Below are 22039 nucleotides of genomic sequence, written 5' to 3'. Positions count from 1 at the left end.
AGCCGCCATCCGTTGCGATTGAGATCGCATCGCGCAGGAGTTCGCCATGGCACCGCGCCCCGCCTGGAAGGGCTATCTGAAATTGTCGCTGGTCACATGCGCCATCGAGCTGACCAATGTCGTCACCCATGCCGAGAAGGTTTCGTTCCGCATCCTCAACCGCAAGACCGGCAACACCGTCAAACGCGTCTATGTCGATGCCGAGACCGGCAAGCCGCTGGAAGAAGGCGACGAGATCAAGGGTTATGAGGTGAGCGACGGCGAATTCGTCCATATCGAGGAGGACGAGATCGAGGCGGTTGAGATCGAGTCCTCGCACACGATGAGCCTCGACGGCTTCGTCGAGAAATCCTCGATCCAGCAGATCTATCTCGATACCCCCTATTATGTCGCGCCGGCGGACGAGGTGTCGGAAGAAGCGTTCGCCGTCATCCGCGACGCGATGGCGGCGAAGAAGATGGCCGGCCTCGCGCGCATCGTGCTCTATCAGCGCGAGCGCCCGGTAGTGATCGAGCCGCTCGGCAAGGGCATGGTGCTGACGACGCTGCGCTACGACGACACGGTGCGCCGGCCCGAGACGGTCTTCGGCGACATCGAGGCGACCAAGACCGATGACGAGATGATCGATCTCGCGCAGCACATCATCGACCAGAAGAAGACGAAGTTCGACGCTTCGAAGTTCGACGACCGTTACGAGGACGCGCTGCTCGAGCTGATTCGCGCCAAGAAGGCCGGCAAGAAAGCGCCCAAGGCCAAGGCGCCGGCGAAGCCGTCCAATGTCGTCAACCTATTCGACGCGCTGAAGAAGAGCCTGAACGCGGAAGGAGGCGCGAAAGCCGGCAAATCCTCATCGAAAGCACCAGCGGCGCGGACGAAGGCCAAGGCCGCCGCGCCCAAGCGGAAATCGGCATAGGAGGACTTTGTCATGGCCGGCCTGGAGCAATATCATGCCAAGCGCGACCTCCGGAAAACCGCCGAGCCGGCCGGCAAGGTATCCCGGCACAAGAAAGGCGAGGCGGGCGGCATCTTCGTCGTCCAGAAGCACGCCGCCACGCGCCTACACTACGATTTTCGGTTGGAACATGACGGCGTGCTGTGGAGCTGGGCGGTGACGCGCGGCCCGAGCCTCGATCCGCACGAAAAGCGTCTGGCCGTGCATGTCGAGGACCATCCGATCGACTATGCGTCCTTCGAGGGCACCATTCCGAAGGGCGAGTACGGCGGCGGCTCGGTCATCGTCTGGGACGACGGCAAATGGATCCCGGAAGGCGATCCCGCCGAAGGCATGAAGAAAGGCCATATCGGCTTCGAGCTCCAAGGCTACAAGCTGCATGGCCACTGGCATCTGGTCAGGCTGAAACCCCGCCGCGGCGAAAAGCGCGACAACTGGCTGCTGATCAAGTCCGGCGATGCCGCCGCCCGTCCCGGCGAGGACATCCTCAAGGACGCGCCGCAATCGGTGAAGTCCGGCCTCACCGTCGAGGAGGTCGGCGAAGGCAAGGCAGCCAAGGGCGAAAAACCCAAGGTCTGGCATTCGAACAAGCCGGCCGCCGCCAAGGCAAAGGCCGGGCGCGCCAGGCGCCTGGAGTTCATCGAGCCGCAGCTCGCCACGCTGGAAAAGAATGCGCCTTCCGGCGACGAATGGCTGCACGAGGTGAAATTCGACGGCTACCGCATGCAGGCGCAGATCGCCGGCAGCGACGTCAGGCTGCTGACGCGCGCCGGCCTCGACTGGACGAAGAAATTCGAAGGCCCGATCACCGCGGCGCTTGCCGGCCTCAAATGCCGCGACGCCGTCATCGACGGCGAGATCGTCGTGCTGGCCGACAGCGGCGTGTCGTCCTTTCCGCTGCTGCAGGCGGATCTCTCCGCCCGTCGCACCGGCCGTTTCGTCTACTATGTCTTCGACCTGATGCGGCTCGACGGCAAGGATCTGCGCCGCGAGCCGCTGGTCGAGCGCAAGCAGGCGCTGGCCGAACTGCTCGGCGACCAGGCCGAGGACTCGGCGCTGCGCTTCAGCGACCATTTCCACGAGCCCGGCAAGGTCATGCTGCAGCATGTCTGCCGCATGGGCCTCGAAGGCGTGGTCTCGAAGCGCGCTGACGCGCCTTACCGCAGCGGGCGCGGCCTCACCTGGATCAAGTCGAAATGCACGCTGCGCCAGGAATTCGTCATCGGCGGCTATCTGCCTTCGGACAAGACCGGGCGCGGCCTGCGGTCGCTGCTCGTTGGCTATTTCGAGGGCGGCAAGCTGCGTTACGCCGGCCGCGTCGGCACCGGCTTTTCCGGCAAGGTGATGGCCGATCTCAAGAAGAAGCTGGACGGCCTGAAGGCAAACGACTCGCCTTTCTCGGCCGCTGTGCCGAAGGGCAAGGGTCTCACCTGGGTCAAGCCGGAGCTTGTCGGCGAGGTGGAGTTCCGCAGCTGGACATCCGATCGTATAATCCGCCATGCCTCGTTCCAGGGGTTGCGCGAGGACAAGCCGGCGGAGGAAGTCGTGCAGGAAAAGCCGAGTAAAGTCGGCGGCAAGGCCGAAGCACGGTCGGGCAGCGGCAAGACCGCGTCAAAAACCTCAACCGGAACGGCGATGACCTCGATAAAACTCTCGCATCCCGACAAGTTGCTGTGGCCCGACGAAAGGGTCTCCAAGCAGGACCTGCTCGACCATTACGCGATGGTCTGGCCGCGCATGGAGCAATTCGTCGTCAACCGTCCGCTGAGCCTGGTGCGGGCGCCGGACGGCATCCACGGCCAGCGTTTCTTCCAGAAACACGCCTCGCCCGGGATGAGCGACAAGATCGCCAGGATGAAGGACCCGACCGACGGCGAGGAGATCCTGTTCATCAAGGATTTCGACGGGCTTGCCGCCCTGGTCCAGTACGGCGTCGTCGAAGTCCATATCTGGGGCTCCACCATCGACGCGCTGGAGAAGCCGGACCAGATCATCTTCGACCTCGACCCTGACGAAGGCGTCGACGTCAAGGCGGTGCGCGGGGCGGCGCTCGACATCCACGAGAGGCTAGATGGGTTGTCGCTGCCGAACCTGGTCAAGACCTCCGGCGGCAAGGGCTATCACGTGCTGGTGCCGCTCAAAGCCTCTGCGGACTGGGACGAGGTGAAGGACTTCGCCCACGACTTCGCACGCGCGCTGGAGCAGGCCGCGCCCGACCGCTACACGGCGACGCTGTCGAAGAAGGCGCGCATCGGCAAGATCTTCGTCGACTATCTGCGCAACGGCAGGGGCTCGACCACGGTGGCGCCCTACTCGTCGCGCGCCAAGAAGGCCGCGACGGTGTCGATGCCGGTGACCTGGCCGGAAATCGAAAAGGGCCTGCCGCCCAACGCCTTCCCGCTCGGCGACGGGACGACGCTGAAACAGCTGAAGAAGGCCGACCCGTGGGCGGATTTCTTCAAGCTGGGCAAGCCGCTGAAGCGGGGTTAGCCTGCGCAGGGAAGTCGGCAGCGCCGCGTTCCTTCACACCCCCCTCTGGCCTGCCGGCCATCTCCCCCGCAAGGGGGGAGATCGGCAGTTCCGACGCTTCGCCATTATTGCAATGTTGGAGATTGGCGAAGGCGGCCGAGCGCTCAATCTCCCCCCAAGTGGGGGAGATGGCCGGCAGGCCAGAGGGGGGCTGTCCCGCCGACATTTCGACGTTAGCGCACGCGAGAGCCTCAACGGAGAAACACCCTCTCGAACGCCTGCTTGCCCTGCGGCGAGAACACCACGGCGCGGCTGTCCTTCTCGCGCCGCGCCCATTTCTCGGCGATGACCTTGTCGAGGATGGCGGCGCCCAGCGAGCCGGCCAGATGCGAGCGCCGCACGCTCCAGTCGAGGCAGGCGCGGCACACCGGCCGTCTTGCCTTGTTGTCGATCTCGATGCCGAGCGCGGAAAAATGCGAGGCGCCGGATGGTGAGAGCCTGATCTCGTTCTCCTCGCGCAGCAGCACTTTCTTGTCGACGAAGCGGTCGAGCATGGCCACCGCCTGCTCGCCCGCGAGATGGTCGTAGCACACCCGCGCCACCCGCATGGCCGCGTCGCGCGGGCCGGGCCGCACCCGCTTCGGGCCGACCGCTTCCGCGACGCCGATGATCGCCTCGATCATGCCCGCCACTTGCGGGCCGGCGAGGCCATAATAGCGGTGCCGGCCCTGGCTCGCGAGCGTCAGCAGCCCGCCATCCATCAGCTTGGAGAGATGCGAGGAGGCGGTGGGCAGCGACACGCCGGCTTCAAGCGCCAGTTCCGATGCGGTCAGCGCCGTCCCGCCCATCAGCGCGGTGAGCATGTTGGCGCGGGCCGGGTCGCCGACCAGGCTGGCGATGCGGGCGATATCGGGTCCTTCACGCATAGTTCGATCCTCATCGAAGCATTCCCGTGAGGGAAGCACTAATCTCGGGTCAGCTCAAGGAGCCGAACGAACGCTCCTGACACCAGAATGCCTAGCATACCCGAGGGCAGCGATGTTTCGACCGTGGTCGAACCGTCATCGCCGCAAAGCCAACCGACAAGGAGACCGAAATGACCATCACCTGCTTCATCCGCTACGAAATCGACCCGTTCGGCAAGGCCGTGTTCGAGCAATATGCGCGTGCCTGGGGGCAGGCCATCCCGCGCTGCGGCGCCGAACTGATCGGCTATTTCGCACCGCATGAGGGCTCGGCCACCACCGCCTACGCCGCCTACAACATCGAGAGCCTGGCGGCCTACGAAGCCTATCGCGCCCGGCTTGCCGCCGACCCGGCCGGCAAGGCAAACTATGAATTCGCGCGGCGCGAGAAATTCATCCTCAAGGAAGACCGCACCTTCCTGAAGCTGGTGTCTGGGCCGCATGGGCCGAGGCAGGTCTTTCAAACCGATGTGAAAATCAGGGAAGGGATAGAGCCATGATCGCTGTCATCTTCGAGGTGGAGCCGGCGGAAGGAAAGCGCGATGCCTATCTCGGCATCGCCGCCGAGCTCAGGCCGCTGCTCGACGGCATCGACGGCTTCATCTCGGTCGAACGCTTCCAGAGCCTAACCGATCCGAAACGCGTGCTCTCGCTGTCCTTCTGGCGCGACGAGGAAGCGGTCAAGGCCTGGCGCAACACCGAGGAGCACCGGCAGGCGCAGAAGGCCGGCCGCGGCGGCATCTTTGCCGGCTATCGTCTGCGCATCGCCCAAGTGGTGCGTGACTATGGGCTGACTGAAAGGGCTGACGCGCCGGATGATAGTCGCGCGGTGAACGGCTAAGCATTCCCGATCAGCACCCCCGCCGCGAACACCAGCGCGCCGCCCAGCACCACCTGGAAGGCGGCGCGCCAGAACGGCGTCTGCATGTAGCGGTTCTGGATGAAGGCGATCGCCCATAGCTCGAAGAACACCACGATCGCGGCGACGATCGTTGCCGTCCAGAAAAAGGGAATGAGGTAAGGCAGCGCGTGGCCGAGCCCGCCCAGCGTCGTCATGATGCCGACGGTGAGGCCGCGCTTCGCCGGCGAGCCGCGCCCCGATAGCTTGCCGTCGTCGGAGGCCACCTCGGTGAAGCCCATCGAGATGCCGGCGCCGATCGAGGCGGCCAGCCCGACGAGGAAGGTCTGGAACGTCTGGTGGGTCGCGAAGGCGGCGGCGAAGATCGGCGCCAGCGTCGACACCGACCCGTCCATCAGCCCGGCCAACCCCGGCTGGACATAGGTGAGGATGAACTGGCGCTGCTCGGCCGTCGCCTCCTCTGCCTTGACCTCGCCAGGGACATGCGTCTGCTCCAGCTCATGCGCGGAATTCTCGTGGCCGAGCTCGGCCGCGGCCAGATCGTCGAGCAGCTTGCGCGTCGAGGCGTCGGTCGTGCGCTTCGCCGCCTCGACATAGAATCGATAGGCCTGCCGCTCCATTTCCTCGGCCTGGCGGCGCACATGCTCGATGCCGAGCGGGCGCACCAGCCAGTCGGGCTTGCGTTCGTAATAGCCTCGCACATGCTCGCGCCGGATTAGCGGGATGCGCTCGCCGAAGCGCTTGCGGTGGAGCTCGATGAGGGAATCGCGGTGGCCGTCTTCCTCCTCCGCCATTGCCTCGAAGACCTTGGCCGATTGCGGAAAATCATCCGCCAGCCCGTCGGCATAGGCGCGGTAGATGCGCCCGTCGTCCTCTTCCGACGAGATCGCCAGCGCCAGGATCTCCTGCTCCGACAAGGAATCGAAGGAGCGGCGGCCGAAGCCGAAAACACGCGAAAGCATGAGGAAATCACCCTAGTTTAGAATGGTTCTAAACTATGGACTTGCGCTCCGAGGGTCAATCGCGATCGCCGTGGGACAGGCAGAATTCGTCGATCCGGGATTTCCCGCCACGCCCTTCATTATTGCCGAATGTTCACCTATATGACGTGCTTCGGCCGAAATCGAAGGAAGCAAGGGATGACGGACAAGAATCCCCCGCACGCATTCGACGCGAAACCCGTTCTCGATCTCATCGCCAGCATCGAGGCCGACCTGCGGCGTCTCAAGGGCCTGGTCGAGCAGCAGGTCGAAAAATTCGACCCCGCCAATCCGCACAACAAGGCGCCCGACGGCAAGCTGACCGAGGAAGGCGTCGAATGCTGCTACCGCATGTTCGACGAGGGCAAGTCGCGCTATTCGGTCGCCCAGCAGATGAAAATCTCGTTCGCCGCCGCCACCCATCGTTTCAACACCTGGCGCAAGCTCGGTGGAAAGAAGAGGACGCGCGCGCTGCTGGGGTGAGGAGCGGTCCGCGTAGCGGCCAGAGGGGTCGTCTCATGTAAATCGCCGGCGTCCTACCTCGTTCGAAAGGGCGCCGGCCCCGAAGCTGCCAATCTCCCCCCTTGCGGGGGAGATCGGCGCTTCGCCGCCTGTCATCATCACCAACATTGTCCCCATCACATTTTTTCGTTGGCGCGCCGCCGCCTTTTCCGTGCAGCATAGGCGCACCGTTCTTCCGCGAGACCACGCCCATGACCGTGCTTCCCGGCATCTCCGATATCCACGCCGCCGCCGCGCGGCTTTCCGGCCTAGTCGTCGAAACGCCGATCATCGAATCGCCGGAGCTCAACAAGCGTTATGGCGGCCGCATCCTGTTCAAGCCGGAGACGCTGCAGCGCACCGGCTCCTTCAAGATCCGCGGCGCCTACAACAAATTGTCGACGCTGAGCGAGGAGGAGCGCAGCCGCGGTGTCGTTGCCTTTTCTTCCGGGAATCACGCGCAAGGGGTGGCGGCTTCGGCCGCGATGTTCGGCGTCAGGGCGGTCATAGCCATGCCCGTCGACGCGCCGGCGCTCAAGGTCGGCAATGTCCGCAAGATGGGCGCCGAAGTGGTGCCGTTCGACCGTTTCAAGGACGACCGCATGACGGTCGTTCGCCCCTATATCGAGAAGGGCATGGCGCTTGTGCCGCCTTTCGACGATCCGGCCATCATCGCCGGCCAGGGCACGATCGGGCTGGAGCTAATGCGCCAAGCAAAGGCGCTGGGCGTCAGCCTTGACGCGGTCGTCGTGCCTTGCGGCGGCGGCGGCCTGTCGAGCGGAATTTCCGTCGCCGTGAAGGATGCCTCGCCACACACGCAAGTCTGGGCGGTCGAGCCGGAGCATTTCGACGACACGCGCCGCTCGCTGGCCAAGGGCGAGCGGGTTTCGAACGAGCCCGGCCACTCTTCTATCTGCGATGCGCTCCTCACCGCCGAGCCGGGCTTGATCACCTTCGAGATCAACCGAAGGAATCTCGCCGGCGCCATAGCCGTCTCCGACAAGGCCGCCGCGCAAGCGATGCGCGACGCCATGGCCCATCTGAAGCTGGTGGTCGAGCCCGGCGGCTGCGTCGCGCTTGCGGCGCTGTCATCCGGCGAGATCTACCTCGCCGGCAAATGCGTGGCGGTGGTGCTGTCCGGCGGCAATGTCGATTTCGGCACTTATGCCGAGATCATGGCGGCGGATTAGGTTCTGCGGGAGAGTGCGGTGGCTCGCAAGCCGGAATCGCCGCGATCCTTCACCCCCCTCTGTCCTACCGGACATCTCCCCCGCAAGGGGGGAGATTAGCAGCTCCGGCGCCGTCGCTCCTCCTGCAACGTTGGCGATTGGCGAAAGCCGGGCGGCCTCTGATCTCCCCCCTTGCGGGGGAGATGCCCGGTAGGGCAGAGGGGGTGCTGTCCCTCCGCCTTCAAAATCCTTTTCGCCACACTTTGGTCAGTCCAGCGTCCGCCTGAAACGCACCAGCGCCACGCCGGCGAACAACGCCACGAACACCACGAGCCAGCCTACCTCGGTCGCCACCGCCGGCAGTTCCGCGCTCTTCAGCATGACGGCGCGGGTGATGCGCAGGAAATGCGTCAGCGGGAAGATCTCGCCAAGGATCTGCGCCCAGCCCGGCATGCCGCGATAGGGGAACATGAAGCCCGACAGCATGATCGAGGGCAGGAAGAAGAAGAAGGTGAGCTGCAGCGCCTGCATCTGCGTGCGCGCGATCGTCGAGATCGTGTAGCCGAGTAGCACCAGCGCCAGCACGAACACCAGCACCGCCGACAAGAGCAGCGACAGCGAGCCCATGAAGGGAATGGCAAACAGAAGCTTCGCCGCCGCCAGCACCACTAGCACCTGCACCGCGCCGACCACCAGGTAAGGCAGCACCTTGCCCAGCATGATCTCGAGCGGACTGGACGGCATGGCTAGAAGGTTTTCCATCGTGCCGCGCTCGGTCTCGCGCGTCAGCGCGATCGAGGTCATCATCACCATCGTCATCTGCAGGATGACGCCGAGCAGGCCGGGAACGATATTGTATTGCGAGATGCCTTCCGGGTTGTAGCGCCGGTGCACGACGACGTCGAGATGGCCGCGTGCCGCCTCCTTGGCCGTTTCCTGCGTGCCTTGAGCCCTCAGCAGCGCCTGGCCGGCGACGGTGCTGAGCGTCGAGATGGCGCCACTGGCCACCGCCGGATCGGTGGCGTCGGCCTCGATCAGGATCTGCGGATTGTCGCCGCGCTCCACCCGCCGCCCGAAATCGGCGGGGATGGTGACGACGAAGGCGACATCGCCGCGCGACATCAGGAACTCGGCCTCGGCCGCGCTTCGTGCCACACGGTCGAAGCGGTAGTAGCCCGTGGTCTGCAGCGCCGAGACCATGGCCCGTGTGTAGGGATCGCTGCTGGTTGCGACAAGCGCGGCCGGAAGGCTCTTCGGATCGTTGTTGATGGCATAGCCGAACAACACCAGCTGTATCAGCGGCACGCCCAGCATCATGGCGAAGGTGATGCGGTCGCGCCGCATCTGGATGAACTCCTTGATCAGCAGCGCGCCGAGTCTCGCGAAGGAAAAGACCGCTCTCAAGCCATCTTTCATGCAATGTTGTCCTTCGAGCCTGACATGAACTGGATGAACACGTCCTCCAGGCTGGTCTCGCCGGGCGCCACCGTCACGCCCCTGTGCTCCTTCTCGACATCCGCAAGCGCCTTTTCCAGCGCCGCCTTGTCGGAGCCGACGACATGCAGCGTGGCGCCGAACGGCGCCACCTGGTCGATGCCGGGCCTGCCCTGCAACGCTTCGGCCACCTGGTCAAGCCGCGGCCCCTGGACGACGAAGGTGGTCAGGCCGGCGTTCCTCACCACCTCGTCCACCGTGCCGGTGGCCAGCATCTTGCCGTAGGAGATGTAGCTGATGCGGTGGCAGCGCTCGGCCTCATCCATGTAATGGGTGGAGACGAGCACGGTGAGCCCGCCGCTCGCCAGCCTATGGATCTCGTCCCAGAACTCGCGCCGCGCCTTCGGATCGACGCCCGCCGTCGGCTCGTCGAGCAAAAGCAGCTTGGGCTGGTGCATGATGCAGGCTGCGAGCGCCAGCCGCTGCTTCCAGCCGCCGGACAGCGTGCCGGCGAGCTGGTTGCGGCGTGTCGTCAGGCCGAGATCTTGCAGCGTTCGCGACACATATTCCTCGACCGGCCTCAGCTGGTAGAGCCGCGCCACGAATTCGAGATTCTCGCCGATCGTCAGATCCTCGTAGAATGAGAACTTCTGCGTCATGTAGCCGACTTCGCGCTTAATCTTGAGCGCATCGGTAAGGATGTCGAATCCCAGCACCGTGCCTTCACCCTCGTCCGGCGTCAAAAGCCCGCACATGATGCGGATGGTTGTCGTCTTGCCCGAGCCGTTTGGTCCGAGGAAGCCGACGATCTCGCCCTCGTCCACCGTCATCGTCACATGGTCGACGACGGTCTTGTCGCCGAAGCGCTTGACCAGCCCGCGGACGTCGATGACGCTCATTTTCCAAGATCCGCCAGGTCGACATCGACGATCTGGCCAGGCTGCAACGGACCGGCATTGCCTTCCGGCCGGGCCTCGACGAGAAAGACCAGCTTCTGCCGGTTCTCGAGCGAGTAGATCACCGGCGGCGTGAATTCCGGATCGGGCGACACATAGCTGACGCGCGCCTTCAGATCCGGCCCGCAGCCGTCGCAACGGACGCTGAGCAACGTGCCGACCTTGACCGACGAGAAGGCGGCCTCCGGCACATAGACGCTGAGCTTCACCGCGCCGTCGGGCAGCATCGAGATCACCGGCGCGGTCGGTCCGGCGGTATCGCCGGGGTTGCGGATGACATCGTTGACGCGCCCGGGCGAGGGTGCCGCAAGAACACGCTTCGACAGGCGCCATTTAGCCTGCCCCAATTCCGATTGCGCCTGCTTGACCTGGTTCTCGGCCGCTTTGATCATCTCGGCCCGCCCAGGCAGGCCTCCGACGGCCAGATTGGCTTCAGCCTGGCCGACCTGCGCATTGGCGGTCTCCAGCGAAGCGGAGGCCGTATCGTAGTCGGCCTGCGTGCCAGTGCCGCGCTTGTAGAGGTCGCTGGCGCGGTCATATTTGCGCTTGGCGTCGGCGGCCTGGGCTTTCGCCATGTCTACTTGCGCCTTGAGCACGGCGATCTCTTCTGGCCGCTTGCCAACCTGCAGGTCGGCAAGCTGCGCCTCGGCCTGCGCCAGTGCGGCTTGCGCCTGCGTCACGGCGATCCTGGCGTCGGCATCTTCCAGTGTCGCCACCGGCATGCCTGGTGTCACCCGGTCTCCGCGCCTGACGCCGACCGTCGCGACTTGCGCCACCTCGATCGGTGCCATCAGCACATATTCGCCTTCGACATAGCCGACGGCGAGCGGCGCCGCCGGCGCGCAGGCGCCGAACAGCTGGGCCGCGAGCGGGAGCGAACAGAGAAAGCTCATGATTTGCCCTTCTTTCCGGCAGCCGCATCGCGCGCCGCCAGCATTGCCCTGAGATTGTCGCTTGCGACCGCCACGACCTTGGCGGCCTCCTTGTCGCCGATCTCGCGCCAGCCCATCCTGCGCATCACCGCCTCGCGTCCGATGCGGAAATAGATGACCTGGCCAATGATGGTGAACATGGTGAGCCTGGTGGCCTCGCTCTCGGCGGGCTCGCCGGTGGCCTGCTCCCAGATCTGGCAAAGTCGGCGATGCGTCGGCTCGAACACGCCGGCATAGATGCGGTCGAGCGCCGCCGTCGGGTGCGACAGCTCGCGGAGTACGAATTGTACGATCTCGCCGGCCTGGGGGCTTGCCACGACAAAGCCGACCATCCGCTCGAGCGCGGCAAAGAGTTGTGCCCGCGCGGCTTCCGGATTTGAGGGGGCGGCCGCCTGGGGTGTGCCGAGCGCCTGGCCGGCGATCCCCTGGATGGTCTCGACGATGAAGTCGGCGGCGGCGGCGCGCAAGCCCTCCTTGCCGCCGAAGTGATAGGCGATGGAGCCGATATTGGCCTTGGCCTCGGCCGCGATCTCGCGCGTCGAGGTGCCGTCGAAGCCCTGCCGACCGAAAAGCTTCAGCGCGGCATGGACCAGCGCCACGCGCGTTTGATCGGCGGGAGAGGCTTCGCGTTGCGGTTTTTTGGCGCTCGTTTGCTTGCTCATGACATTCGTTTAATCAATCGATTGATTAAAGTCAAATTGAATCCCGACTAGGCTTGCCATCTCCGTCCGAGCGGGCTTTAGTGCGCGGCCATGGGCAAGGAAGTCGAGCGCAAGTTCCTGGTCTCCGGCAACGCCTGGCGCCATCTGGCCGAGGCGGAAATTCGCATTCGCCAATTCTACGTCGCCGCACAGTCCGGCCGCACCGTGCGCATACGCATTAGCGACGGGCATTCCGCCAAGCTGACGCTGAAGTTCGGCGACAGGGCTCGCGAGCGCGACGAATTCGAATACCCGATCCCTCTCGCCGAGGCCGAGGAGTTGATGGCATTCGCCATTGGGCGTGTCATCGAGAAGACACGCCACCATGTTAGATACCGCGGCTATCTCTATGAAGTCGATGTGTTCGGCGGATTGCTCTCGGGGCTGGTGGTCGCGGAGCTGGAGACGCCGCAGAACGTGCCTGACGAAATGCTGCCCGACTGGCTCGGTCGCGAGGTCACCGGCGAGCAGAGATTCTATAACGCGTCGCTGGCCCTCGGGGGGATTCCGGAGATCGCCGCATGAGTTTTCGCATCGATCCGCGCTTGCCGCTGACCGGCGAGGTCAGCCGCATATTGGCCGACGAGATCGGCAGGGCGCTCGGCCATCTCGAGACGGCGCGCGACAAGCCTGAGCAGGGGCTGCACAAGTGCCGCAAGCGGCTGAAGAGCGTTAGGGCCTTGCTGCGCCTGGTTCGTTCCGGGGACGAACCGTTCTGCCAGACCGAAAACGAATGTTATAAGCAGGTGTCGGCGCTGCTTGCCGGCCCGCGCGAGGCGACCGCCTTGATCGAGACCATCGATCGCCTGGCGGACGCCGTTCCCGAGCAGACCGCCGGCGGCGGCCTCGACGCCGTCCGCGAGCGGCTGGTGCTGCGCCAGCATGAGCTTCATGCCGGCCCCGGTCTCGACGCCGCCATAAATGCCGCCATCACCGCCTGCCAGGAAGGGCTGGAGCGTATCGACAGGCTGTCCCTGCCCGATCAGCCGGAGCAGGCGGCCGACATCCTGGCCGAAGGCGCCCGCGCCACCTTGCGGCGGGCGAAAAAGGCGCTGGACAAGGCCAGCTCGCGCGGCGAGGCCGACGATTTTCACGATCTGCGCAAGGCGGCCAAGACGCACAGCATGCATCTGTCGCTGCTCGGCCGCCTGTGGCCGACGCCGATCAAGGCGCGCCGCAAGGCGGTCGACAAGCTTGGCGAGGTACTGGGCGAGCTGCATGACGTCTTCGTCATGCGCGCGCTGCTCGCCGCCGATGGCGAGCCGCTCGGTCCGCCCGAAGATACCAAGCTTCTGCGCAAGCTCCTGAAGCGCTCGGAAAAGAGCCTCGCCAAGGCTTGCCTCACCGAGGCCGCCAAACTGTTCGGCGACAGCCCCAAGCGCTCGGCCAAAAAGCTCGCGCGCAAGGCGCGCGACGATCTCGCGGCGGCTCCGCACGAGGAAGCGAAGGCGGCCTGATCATGGTCTAAGTGGCCGGCCTATGCTAATCGGCGTCTGGCATGACTGCGCCGGCCGACACCCTTCTGGATCGACTTGGCCGCTGGCTCGCCGGCCGGCTGCAGGATGAATCTTCGGGTTATGAGCCCTATACGCCGTCTGATGCCGAAACGCTGCGCCGCACGCTGCAGCCTGGCGACATCCTGCTCATCGAAGGCAACCAGAAGATCTCGGCGGTGATCAAGTATCTCACCCAGTCGACCTGGTCGCATGCGGCCTTCTATGTTGGCGATGCCTTGGCACTGCCCGAGGACGGTTCGGAGCGGCCGCGCCTTATCGAGGTCACGCTCGGCGAAGGCTGCGTTGCCGTGCCGCTGTCGCGCTACCGCACCTACAATACCCGCATCTGCCGGGCGAGCGGGCTAACGCCAGAGGATCGCGACGAGGTCGTTGCCTTCATGATCGGCAAGCTCGGCCTCAGATACGATCTCAAGAACATTTTCGACATGCTGCGCTTTTTCCTGCCGGCGCCGCCGGTTCCGGTGCGCTGGCGTCGCCGCATGCTGGCGTTTGGCTCCGGAGATCCGACGCGGGCGATCTGCTCGACGCTGATCGCCGAAGCCTATGGCCAGGTCCGCTATCCGATCCTGCCCGAGATCACGCGAGCGCCCGGCCGCGCCTCGGCGCAGTCGAGCTATATGCGCCGTGAGATTCTGCACATCCGCCATCACTCGCTCTACACGCCACGCGACTTCGACCTGTCACCCTATTTCCGCATCGTCAAGCCGACGCTGGAATATGGCTTCGACTATCGGGCGGTCGCGTGGGAGGACACCGCGGCCGATACGGAAGAAAAGGCTGCCGAGTAGCTCTGCCTGAGGCGAGGCCCCCGGGACAGGTCATGCCGGCAGCGGCCGCCGCCCTTTCGTCCCGGTATTCGTCCGCGCGCCGGCATCGCGCGGGTGCGGCCCGATCGGCATGATCTCCGGAAACGGCGTCGCGCCGAAGGCAAACGTCCATTTGTAGCCGATGAGCTGGTCCTCCGGCGTGGTGTGCTGGTCGTGATGGGCAAGCAGCCTGGCGCGCTCCGCCAGGTCCTCCGCCTCCCGCCGCACCATCTCCGCAGTTTCCGGCCGCATCCGCCGCGAGAAGCTGATGAAGGTCGCTTGGCTGTCCATATGGCCGATCGCCCAGCCGATGAAGTTCTTGTTGGTCGTCTCGAAATGCGGCTTCAGCGGTCCGTCGAAATTCCATTGGATCGGCGTCTCGACCAGCAGCCTTGCCGACAGGCCGCGACCGAGCGCCACAAGGCCGAGTTCTTCCAGATCGCGCAGATAAAGGAACATCGAGGCTTCGCTGAGGCCCTGCGAGCGCATGATGCCTGCGGGCGTGAATTTTTCGGACAGCATGATGAAGACGAAGAGCAGCGCCGGCCTAGCGGCGAGCTTGCGCTCGATCTCCGGTGCGACGTGGTTGGCCGGTCCCGGACCACGGTTCATCGAGCCCAGCACATTCTCCAGCTCCACTTCCGCCGCGGCGCAGATCTCCATCAGCCGGTCGAGCTTGCAGTTCCGCTCATGGAAGATGCGCTTCACCGTCGGCTCGGAAACGCCCATGCGCTCGGCGAGCGTCCGGTAGGTCAAACCCTTGGCCTTCAGCGCCCGCTTCAGCGCCTCGAAAATCGGACCGTTCATGGAATGCACCTCGTTTGCACGAATTCGTATCGATCTTCGATACTAGGCGCGAACCATCTTCCAGAAAAGTATCGAAAAACCTAGCTCTCCGCCGTCATCACAGGAGAGCACCATGAAGACCCGCATCGCTTCGACTTTTCTTGCCATCGTCGGCATAACAACGGTCCCCGCCGCCCAGGCCGGTGAAACCTGGCGCGCATCGGGCTTCGAGCAGCCGGAATCGGCGCTTTTCGATTCCGCCGACAAGCGCATCGTCGTCTCCAACATCGTCGGCAATCCCGGTGAGGCGGACGGCAATGGCTACCTGTCGCTGCTGTCCATGGACGGCAAGGTCATCTCGCGCCACTGGGTGGGCGGCTTGGACGCGCCCAAGGGCATGGCGATCGCCGGCGGCAAGCTCTACGCCGCCGACATCACCAAGGTCCGCGTCGTCGACCTCGCCAGCGGCAAGCTGGTCTCCAGCATCGATGTGCCGGGCGCCGTCTTCCTCAACGACATGACTGCCGATGCCTTGGGCAAGGTCTATGTCACGGATATGCTGGCCGACACGATCTACCGCATCGACGGCGACAAGCCGGAACTGTTCGTCAAGGATGCGCTGCTCGCCTCGCCCAATGGCGTCTTCGCCGACGGCGACCGGTTGATCGTCGCGTCCTGGGGCAAGAGCATCAAGCCCGATTTCAGCACGGCGGAGCCGGGCGGGCTGCTGGCGCTCGATCTCGCCAGCAAGAAGCTGACGCCGCTGCCCGGCGCTGAAGAATTCGCCGACCTCGACGGCGTCGTCGCCATCGGCGACGATATCTATGCCACCGCCTACATGACAGGCACGCTCTACCGCTACCATGCCGGCGGCGCGCTGGAGGCGATCGCCACCTTCAAGCCGGGCAGCGCCGACATCGGCACCGACGGCAACTCGACCATCTATGTCCCGCTGATGAACGAAGGCGCGGTCGCAGCGCTGAACATCGACTGAGAGCCGTCGCGGCGGAACAACGTCGATCGGGATTGGACCGCCATATCGACGGGGCTGCCATCTGGTTCTGCCGCTCGCTCCGGGATATCCGGCACACATGACCGAAGCCGTGAAGACATCCAGCCTGACCGGCGCCGTTTCCCCGATGATCCCAGTGCTCACATGCGCGCTGGCGATTTTCCTGCTGTCCGGGATGGACGCGGCGATGAAGTCCCTGGTCATCGCGGTGGGTGTGTACAACACCGTGCTGTGGCGCAGCATGGTCGCGACCTTGATCGCGGGCGCGGCTTGGTCGGCAGGGCCGCGCGCGAAGCCGACGCTTCCGGTGCTGGGGCTGCATGCGCTGCGCGCCGCGGTTGTCGGCATCGTCCTGGTTTCGTTCTTCTGGGGTCTCGCCAGGTTGCCGCTCGCCGAGGCGATCGGGCTCAGCTTTATCGCGCCCCTGTTTGCGCTGTTCCTCGCCGCGCTGTTGTTGGGCGAACGTATAAGGTGCCAGGCCGTGTGGGCGTCGCTGGCCGGCATCGCTGGCGTCGCGATCATATTGGCCGGCCAGTTTGGGCAGGCAAGCCATTCGCAAGATGCCCTGCTTGGCACTGCTGCGGTGCTCGTATCGACCGTGTTCTACGGCTACAATCTGATCCTATCGCGACAACAGGCGCTGTTGGCCAAGCCGATCGAGATCATGCTGTTCCAGAACCTCTGCGTCGCGATCATCCTTGGTCTCGCCGCGCCGTGGCTCGCCGTTCAGCTGCCGAGAGACCTTTGGCTTCCCCTGGTCGGGGTGACGGTGCTGTCGCTCGCCGGTCAATTCCTGATGAGTTGGTCCTACGCCCGCGCCGAAGCCCAGTATCTCATCCCGACGGAATACTCGGCCTTCATCTGGGCGATCGCGCTTGGTTGGTTCTTCTTCGGCGAGGAGGTGGCCTGGACCACGCTGACAGGGGCATGCCTGATCGTCGCCGGCTGCCTGATCGCCGCGCGCGCAAATCCCAAACTTGCCGAGCCGATCGAAGCGGCAGTTTGAGAAGCATCCCGCAAATCTCGGTTGCTGCGACGGTTTGATGTCGGTTGCGGCTCAGCTCAGCGGGGGGTCTGCGCCACGGTGCACCAATCACTCGCTATCCGCCACCACCTTGCGCCGCTGCAGCAGGCGCGCCGCAAGCCAGCACAGCATGGCCCAGGCGAAGCCGGCGCACCAGCCGGCGAGCACGTCCGACGGCCAATGCACGCCGAGATAGACGCGGCTGGTTCCGACCAGAACCGTGATGAGCACAGCGAGGCCGAGCACGAAGATCTTGGTCCTGCGGTTCGGCAGGAAGCGCGCAGCGAGTGAGCCCAGTGTGAGATAGGTCACCGCCGACAGCATCGCGTGGCCGCTCGGAAAGGAGAATGAAGTCTCGTTGACGAGATGCGAGACGAGACCGGGCCGCGGCCGGTCGACCTCGTGCTTGAGCAGGCTGGACACGACCTGCCCGCCCGCCACCGAAACGAACACGAACAGTGCCGTCGCCGGTCGGCGCATCAGCAGAAAGTAGACGATCGTCGCGGTCGTGATCAGCACCAGCACGGCGGAGCTGCCCAGGCTGGTGATGTCGCGCATCGCGCCTTGCAGCCAGGGCGGACCGATCGGACTGTCCGGCTGGCTGGCGTGGCGGAAGGCAAGCAGGATTTCCGTGTCGAAGGCGTGCGGTGTTGTGGCGCGCGCCACCTCCATGAGTTCCACCAGGCCCCATAGCCCGCCAGCGATCGTCAACCCGGCCAGAAGCACCGGGAATTCTATCTTGTTGAGCAGCGCGTTGGCGGTCGACTTCATTCGATGCCCACTTCATTCGATGCGCTTGGGTCCAGCTACAGCCGCTGCATATAGGGCCCGAGCGTGATCAGCGCGACGGCGGCGATCGCCAGCACGACGCCAGTCGCCTGCAATGCATTCAATCGTTCGCCGAAGAAGATCAGTGCAACGACATTCACCGACACCAGCTGGATCACCGCCGAAAGGCTGAACGATACCGACATGCCGAATTCGCGGATCAGCCTCAGCATGATCAGGTTGCCGGCGGAATAGAGCGCGAGCGTCAGCAGGATCTTGGCCAGGCTCGGCGCCAGCCCCCATTGCTTGGCCGCCATCGCCGCCAGCAGGAAGATCACCGTCGAAACGCCAAGCTGCGCCAATCCCCAGAAACTCACGGTTTCATCCCCCCTGAAGCGGCCTTCGCCGCGCCCCTTCGCCGCTGTTGTTTCCGAAGCGCGCGAAGCCGTCAAGCTGATCGCGTCGGGCAAGGAACGCTGCGACGGGATCGAAGCCGGATGTCGCAAAATACACATGATTGGCGCCCTTGCGCCGAGGTCGCTCGCGGATCTGCTGGCCGGGTTGCCGTGCCCGTGATTGGCGCTGGTGCGTGCGGGGCCGAAGGCGAACAATCGTCAGTCGGCAAATCAGCCTTGTTTATTCATGCCGATGTCACGAAAATGTGATCGGGCGCTTGTAGGGATCGTCAGGTCACACGTTCCAGCCACGTCAAGAGCCCGAGGACAGCTTATGACCGACTCCGCCGAGACCCGCTTCCGCACCAGCCTGCTCGAGGAGAATGACGGCCCGCCCGTCAATCCCACCGACAACCGCACCATGGGCGAGATCATCGCCGCGCGCTTCTCGCGCCGCGGTTTCCTGAAAGGTTCGCTGGCCGTCTCGGCCATTGCCGCCACCGTCAGCCCGCTTGCGCTCGTTGCCGCCGACGACGCGCGCGCCACGGAAGGTTCCGCCTTCAAGTTCGACGAGCTCGAGGCCGGCATCGACGAGAAGCACCATGTCGCGCCGGGTTACGACGCCGACGTGCTCTTGCGCTGGGGCGATCCCCTGTTCGCCGATTCGCCCGAATTCGACCCGACCAGGCAGTCGGCCGAGGCCCAGGCGAAACAGTTCGGCTACAACAACGATTATGTCGGCTATATCCCGATCGGCGGCTCGGCCGAGCATGGCCTGCTGGTCGTCAATCACGAATATACCAACCCGCATTTGATGTTCCCCGGCATCGTCAATATCGTCGAGAAGGACGGCAAGAAGGCCGCCGAGGTGGCGCCGCTCAGCAAGGAGCAGGTCGATGTCGAGATGGCGGCGCACGGCGGCACCATCGTCGAGATCCGCAAGCAAGGCGGCAAATGGCAGGTGGTGCGCGACGGCAAGCTCAACCGCCGCATCATGTCCACCACCGCGATGGCGCTTTCCGGCCCGGTCGCCGGCCATGATCGCGTCAAGACCAATGCCGATCCGTCCGGCACCAAGGTCATCGGCACGCTCAACAACTGCGCCGGCGGCGTCACCCCCTGGGGCACCTATGTGATGGCCGAGGAGAACATCCACGGCTATTTCTCGGGCGAATTGCCGGAAGGCCACAAGGAAGCCGCCAACTACAAGCGCCTCGGCATCCCGGAAGGCGCCTATGAATGGGGCGCGCATTACGACCGCTTCAACCTCTCCAAGGAGCCGAACGAGCCCAACCGCTTCGGCTGGATCGTCGAGGTCGACGTGAACGACCCGAATTCGGTGCCGAGGAAGCGCACCGCCATGGGCCGCTTCAAGCACGAGGGCGCCGAATCGATCGTCGCCAGGGACGGCCGCGTCGTCTTCTATCTCGGCGACGACGAGCGCTTCGACTATGTCTACAAATTCGTCACCAGCGGCATGTTCAATCCGAACGACCGCGCCGCCAACATGAACCTGCTCGACAACGGCACGCTGCATGTCGCCAAATTCGCCGAGGACGGCTCGCTCGAATGGATGCCGATCGTCTTTGGCCAAGGCCCGCTGACGGCGGAAAACGGTTTCGCCGGTCAGGCCGACGTGCTGATCGAGACGCGGCGCGCTGCCGACCTGCTCGGCGCCACCAAGATGGACCGGCCGGAGGACATCCAGCCCAATGCCGGCAACGGCAAGGTCTATGTCATGCTGACCAACAATTCCAAGCGCAAGGCCGACCAGGTCGACGCCGCCAACCCGCGCGCGGCGAACGCCTTCGGCCACATCATCGAGATCGTCGAGGACGGCGGCGACTTCACTGCTGCCAAGGGCAAGTGGGAAGTGCTCCTGAAATGCGGCGATCCCTCGGTGGCCGATGTCGGCGCCACCTTCTCGACCGCCACCACCGCCAATGGCTGGTTCGGCATGCCGGACAATTGCGCCGTCGATTCGGCCGGCCGGCTCTGGGTCGCCACCGACGGCCAGGGTCCGAAGGCCACCGGCCGCACCGACGGCCTGTGGGCGGTCGACACCGATGGTGCCGCGCGGGCGACGTCAAAACTGTTCTTCCGCGTGCCGATCGGCGCCGAGATGTGCGGCCCGCTGTTCGCGCCGGACGACCAGACCGCTTTCGTCTCTGTGCAGCATCCGGGCGACGGCGGCGAGGACTGGGAAGGTTTTGGCCGCCCGTCCTACTACGAGGACCCGTCGACCCGCTGGCCGGACTTCAAGCCGGACATGCCGGTGCGGCCCTCGGTCGTCGCCATCACCAGGCAGGGCGGCGGCAAGATCGGCCTTTGATGCGCTGAGGCGGCACGAACCATCGCAGACGTTGGGGATTGCTGAGGCCGACGACGTCGTAATCCCAGAGCGAAGCTCCGTCGCGGAGACCCTGGGATCCATGTCGTGACCGCGCGCGAGGAGTAAGGCGGCGCAGGACAGAGGCCGTTCTGCACCGCTGCACCGCTCGTGCCTAACGGCATGGATCATATGGTCTGCGCCGCGTCGCTCCGCTCCTTGCTCCGCCATAGGATGTCGAAGCAGCGAGCGGCAATACTTGTTCGCGACGCAAAGCCGATCAGCGCCGGCTGCGATGTCGGCCGGCAGACATTTCCTCTTCATTCGCAACCGATAGCATCCTATATGGCGCTGGCGCGACATGACCGATAATCGGTCGCGCCAAGGCGACTGATTCGAGGCCCGTGGGCTGCGGGTCTCTGTTCATCGGCACGCGGAAGCTCATGCCCTCTCTGCGTATCCATATCGACAGGTTTCTTGAAGGCGCGGCGCCCAAGGTGCCGCGGCGCGAGCTGACGCATCTCGAGCGCCTGGCGCTGGTTCGGCGGCATGGCGACTTCTCGCTCGCCTATTCCACAGCCGTGCAGCAGAAGCTGTCCTATTTCAGCGACGGCGACGGCTACATCGCCTTCGGCACCAAGATGAAGCACCATTTCGCGCTCGGCGATCCGGTGGTCGATCCGGCGGAGCGGCCCGGCTACATCAAGCGCTTCGTCGAGGCCGCCGGCGGCCCCTGGTTCGTGCAGATCAGCGCCGCCACGGCAAAGCTGCTGGCCGGGCTCGGCTATCAGGTCAACCGGCTGGGCGTCGACACCAGGCTGCAGCTGCCGGCGCATGATTTCTCGGGCAAGCGCAACGAAACCGTACGCTATTCAGAGCGCTGGCTGGCGAAGAAGGGCTTCACCTTCGCCGAGGACAGGGCAAACATGCTCCTCGACGAGGTCTCGCGGCTGTCCGAGAACTGGCGCGGCGAGCGCATCGTCAAGCGCTGGGAGATGGGCTTCCTTAACCGTCCCTTCGCCGACCATCTCGGCGCCGACATGCGCCGCTTCGTGCTGCATGATCCCGAAGGCGCGCTCGTCGCCATTCTCGATTTCGATCCGCTGTTCAGCGACGGCAAGGTCATCGGTTACACCACCGCCTTCAAGCGCAAGCAGGTCGACGCCACGCCGCATGCCGAGATCGGCCTGACCAAGTTCGCGGTCGACCGCTTTCGCGAGGAAGGCATCTCGGTCGTCACGCTCGGCCTGTCGCCGCTGCTCGACGTCGAGCCGAGCGGCTTTGCCGAATCGAATTTCTGGCGCGGCGCCTTCCAGCGCGCCTACCAGTCGCCCTGGATCAACCGCTCGCGCTTCAACCTGCAGGGCCAAGCCGCCTTCAAGCGCCGCTTCCACGGGCAGGAGGAGCCGACCTATATCGCCTTCCGAAGGGGGACGCTGATGGAGATGCTGGGGCTGCTGCGCCTGATCAAGGCGATTTAGATA

The 22039-nt window shown here is 64.8% G+C and carries 22 protein-coding genes; 13 read left to right on the top strand and 9 right to left on the bottom strand.

Going from position 1 to position 22039, the window contains the following annotated elements; translation table 11 throughout:
• Positions 1 to 46 precede the first annotated feature (46 nt).
• Together ku and ligD are read left to right on the top strand one after the other, a co-directional pair.
• Positions 47 to 913: a non-homologous end joining protein Ku gene (gene ku / locus EH240_RS25400; RefSeq protein ID WP_125003756.1), complete on the top strand. Its 867-nt coding sequence runs from the start codon at positions 47 to 49 to the stop codon at positions 911 to 913.
• Positions 914 to 925: 12 nt separating this feature from the next.
• Positions 926 to 3442, top strand: coding sequence for a DNA ligase D (gene ligD, locus EH240_RS25395; protein WP_125003754.1), 2517 nt, complete (start codon positions 926 to 928; stop codon positions 3440 to 3442).
• Between the two features lie 230 nt (positions 3443 to 3672).
• On the opposite strand, the gene EH240_RS25385 is transcribed toward ligD, so the two are convergent.
• Positions 3673 to 4347: an ArsR/SmtB family transcription factor gene (locus EH240_RS25385; protein ID WP_125003752.1), complete on the bottom strand. Its 675-nt coding sequence runs from the start codon at positions 4345 to 4347 to the stop codon at positions 3673 to 3675.
• 170 nt (positions 4348 to 4517) lie between these two features.
• Between EH240_RS25385 and EH240_RS25380 the strand changes: the two genes are divergently transcribed.
• Positions 4518 to 4886 (top strand): NIPSNAP family protein, encoded by a 369-nt coding sequence (locus tag EH240_RS25380; RefSeq protein ID WP_125003750.1) that lies wholly within the window; start codon positions 4518 to 4520, stop codon positions 4884 to 4886.
• The gene (locus tag EH240_RS25375) at positions 4883 to 5227 is read left to right on the top strand and encodes an antibiotic biosynthesis monooxygenase family protein (protein ID WP_125003748.1); all 345 of its coding nucleotides are present in this window, start codon (positions 4883 to 4885) and stop codon (positions 5225 to 5227) included. The genes EH240_RS25380 and EH240_RS25375 overlap by 4 nt, the downstream gene beginning before the upstream one ends.
• On the opposite strand, the gene mbfA is transcribed toward EH240_RS25375, so the two are convergent.
• Positions 5224 to 6207, bottom strand: a complete 984-nt coding sequence (mbfA, locus tag EH240_RS25370; protein WP_125003746.1) for an iron exporter MbfA — start codon at positions 6205 to 6207, stop codon at positions 5224 to 5226. The two genes, EH240_RS25375 and mbfA, sit on opposite strands and share 4 nt — an antisense overlap.
• 177 nt (positions 6208 to 6384) lie before the next feature.
• Here mbfA and EH240_RS25365 point away from each other — a divergent pair, with 177 nt between their 5' ends.
• Entirely contained in the window at positions 6385 to 6708 is a 324-nt protein-coding gene (locus EH240_RS25365; protein WP_125003744.1) for a hypothetical protein, read from the top strand.
• Between the two features lie 230 nt (positions 6709 to 6938).
• Positions 6939 to 7916, top strand: a complete 978-nt coding sequence (locus tag EH240_RS25360; protein WP_125003742.1) for a threonine/serine dehydratase family protein — start codon at positions 6939 to 6941, stop codon at positions 7914 to 7916.
• 246 nt (positions 7917 to 8162) lie between these two features.
• Here the strand turns inward: EH240_RS25360 and EH240_RS25350 are convergent, their stop codons facing one another.
• From EH240_RS25350 to EH240_RS25335, 4 genes are read right to left on the bottom strand one after another with little or no spacing between them, the layout of a single operon-like run.
• Positions 8163 to 9299, bottom strand: coding sequence for an ABC transporter permease (locus tag EH240_RS25350; protein ID WP_125003846.1), 1137 nt, complete (start codon positions 9297 to 9299; stop codon positions 8163 to 8165).
• An 8-nt stretch (positions 9300 to 9307) separates the two neighbouring features.
• Positions 9308 to 10228: an ABC transporter ATP-binding protein gene (locus tag EH240_RS25345; RefSeq protein ID WP_125003740.1), complete on the bottom strand. Its 921-nt coding sequence runs from the start codon at positions 10226 to 10228 to the stop codon at positions 9308 to 9310.
• Complete coding sequence (locus EH240_RS25340) at positions 10225 to 11178, bottom strand: HlyD family secretion protein (RefSeq protein ID WP_125003738.1); 954 nt, start codon at positions 11176 to 11178, stop codon at positions 10225 to 10227. The genes EH240_RS25345 and EH240_RS25340 overlap by 4 nt, the downstream gene beginning before the upstream one ends.
• Positions 11175 to 11879 carry a CerR family C-terminal domain-containing protein gene (locus EH240_RS25335; protein WP_125003736.1) on the bottom strand — a complete coding sequence of 235 codons (705 nt, stop codon included), beginning with the start codon at positions 11877 to 11879 and terminating at the stop codon, positions 11175 to 11177. The genes EH240_RS25340 and EH240_RS25335 overlap by 4 nt, the downstream gene beginning before the upstream one ends.
• 90 nt (positions 11880 to 11969) lie before the next feature.
• Between EH240_RS25335 and EH240_RS25330 the strand changes: the two genes are divergently transcribed.
• From EH240_RS25330 to EH240_RS25320, 3 genes are read left to right on the top strand one after another with little or no spacing between them, the layout of a single operon-like run.
• Positions 11970 to 12443, top strand: a complete 474-nt coding sequence (locus EH240_RS25330) for a CYTH domain-containing protein (protein ID WP_125003734.1) — start codon at positions 11970 to 11972, stop codon at positions 12441 to 12443.
• A complete protein-coding gene (locus EH240_RS25325) occupies positions 12440 to 13375 on the top strand; it encodes a CHAD domain-containing protein (RefSeq protein WP_125003732.1) in 936 nt (311 codons plus the stop codon). Before EH240_RS25330 ends, EH240_RS25325 begins: the two co-directional genes overlap by 4 nt.
• Positions 13376 to 13416: 41 nt before the next feature.
• Positions 13417 to 14223 (top strand): C40 family peptidase, encoded by an 807-nt coding sequence (locus EH240_RS25320; RefSeq protein WP_125003730.1) that lies wholly within the window; start codon positions 13417 to 13419, stop codon positions 14221 to 14223.
• 30 nt (positions 14224 to 14253) lie between these two features.
• On the opposite strand, the gene EH240_RS25315 is transcribed toward EH240_RS25320, so the two are convergent.
• Positions 14254 to 15048 carry a helix-turn-helix domain-containing protein gene (locus EH240_RS25315; RefSeq protein WP_125003728.1) on the bottom strand — a complete coding sequence of 265 codons (795 nt, stop codon included), beginning with the start codon at positions 15046 to 15048 and terminating at the stop codon, positions 14254 to 14256.
• Positions 15049 to 15160: 112 nt separating this feature from the next.
• On the opposite strand from EH240_RS25315, the gene EH240_RS25310 reads away from it, so the two are divergent.
• Both EH240_RS25310 and EH240_RS25305 read left to right on the top strand, forming a co-directional pair.
• Positions 15161 to 16021, top strand: a complete 861-nt coding sequence (locus EH240_RS25310) for an SMP-30/gluconolactonase/LRE family protein (RefSeq protein ID WP_125003726.1) — start codon at positions 15161 to 15163, stop codon at positions 16019 to 16021.
• 97 nt (positions 16022 to 16118) lie between these two features.
• Complete coding sequence (locus EH240_RS25305) at positions 16119 to 17045, top strand: DMT family transporter (RefSeq protein WP_125003724.1); 927 nt, start codon at positions 16119 to 16121, stop codon at positions 17043 to 17045.
• An 87-nt stretch (positions 17046 to 17132) separates the two neighbouring features.
• Here the strand turns inward: EH240_RS25305 and EH240_RS25300 are convergent, their stop codons facing one another.
• Positions 17133 to 17834 (bottom strand): phosphatase PAP2 family protein, encoded by a 702-nt coding sequence (locus EH240_RS25300; protein WP_125003722.1) that lies wholly within the window; start codon positions 17832 to 17834, stop codon positions 17133 to 17135.
• 35 nt (positions 17835 to 17869) lie between these two features.
• Positions 17870 to 18208 carry a hypothetical protein gene (locus EH240_RS25295; protein WP_125003720.1) on the bottom strand — a complete coding sequence of 113 codons (339 nt, stop codon included), beginning with the start codon at positions 18206 to 18208 and terminating at the stop codon, positions 17870 to 17872.
• Positions 18209 to 18560: 352 nt separating this feature from the next.
• On the opposite strand from EH240_RS25295, the gene EH240_RS25290 reads away from it, so the two are divergent.
• Complete coding sequence (locus EH240_RS25290) at positions 18561 to 20558, top strand: PhoX family protein (RefSeq protein WP_125003718.1); 1998 nt, start codon at positions 18561 to 18563, stop codon at positions 20556 to 20558.
• Between the two features lie 440 nt (positions 20559 to 20998).
• Positions 20999 to 22036 (top strand): phosphatidylglycerol lysyltransferase domain-containing protein, encoded by a 1038-nt coding sequence (locus EH240_RS25285; protein ID WP_125003716.1) that lies wholly within the window; start codon positions 20999 to 21001, stop codon positions 22034 to 22036.
• Positions 22037 to 22039 lie beyond the last annotated feature (3 nt).

It is taken from the genome of Mesorhizobium tamadayense, assembly GCF_003863365.1.
GTDB lineage: Bacteria > Pseudomonadota > Alphaproteobacteria > Rhizobiales > Rhizobiaceae > Mesorhizobium > Mesorhizobium tamadayense.
This window is presented reverse-complemented; position numbering and strand designations above follow the sequence as displayed.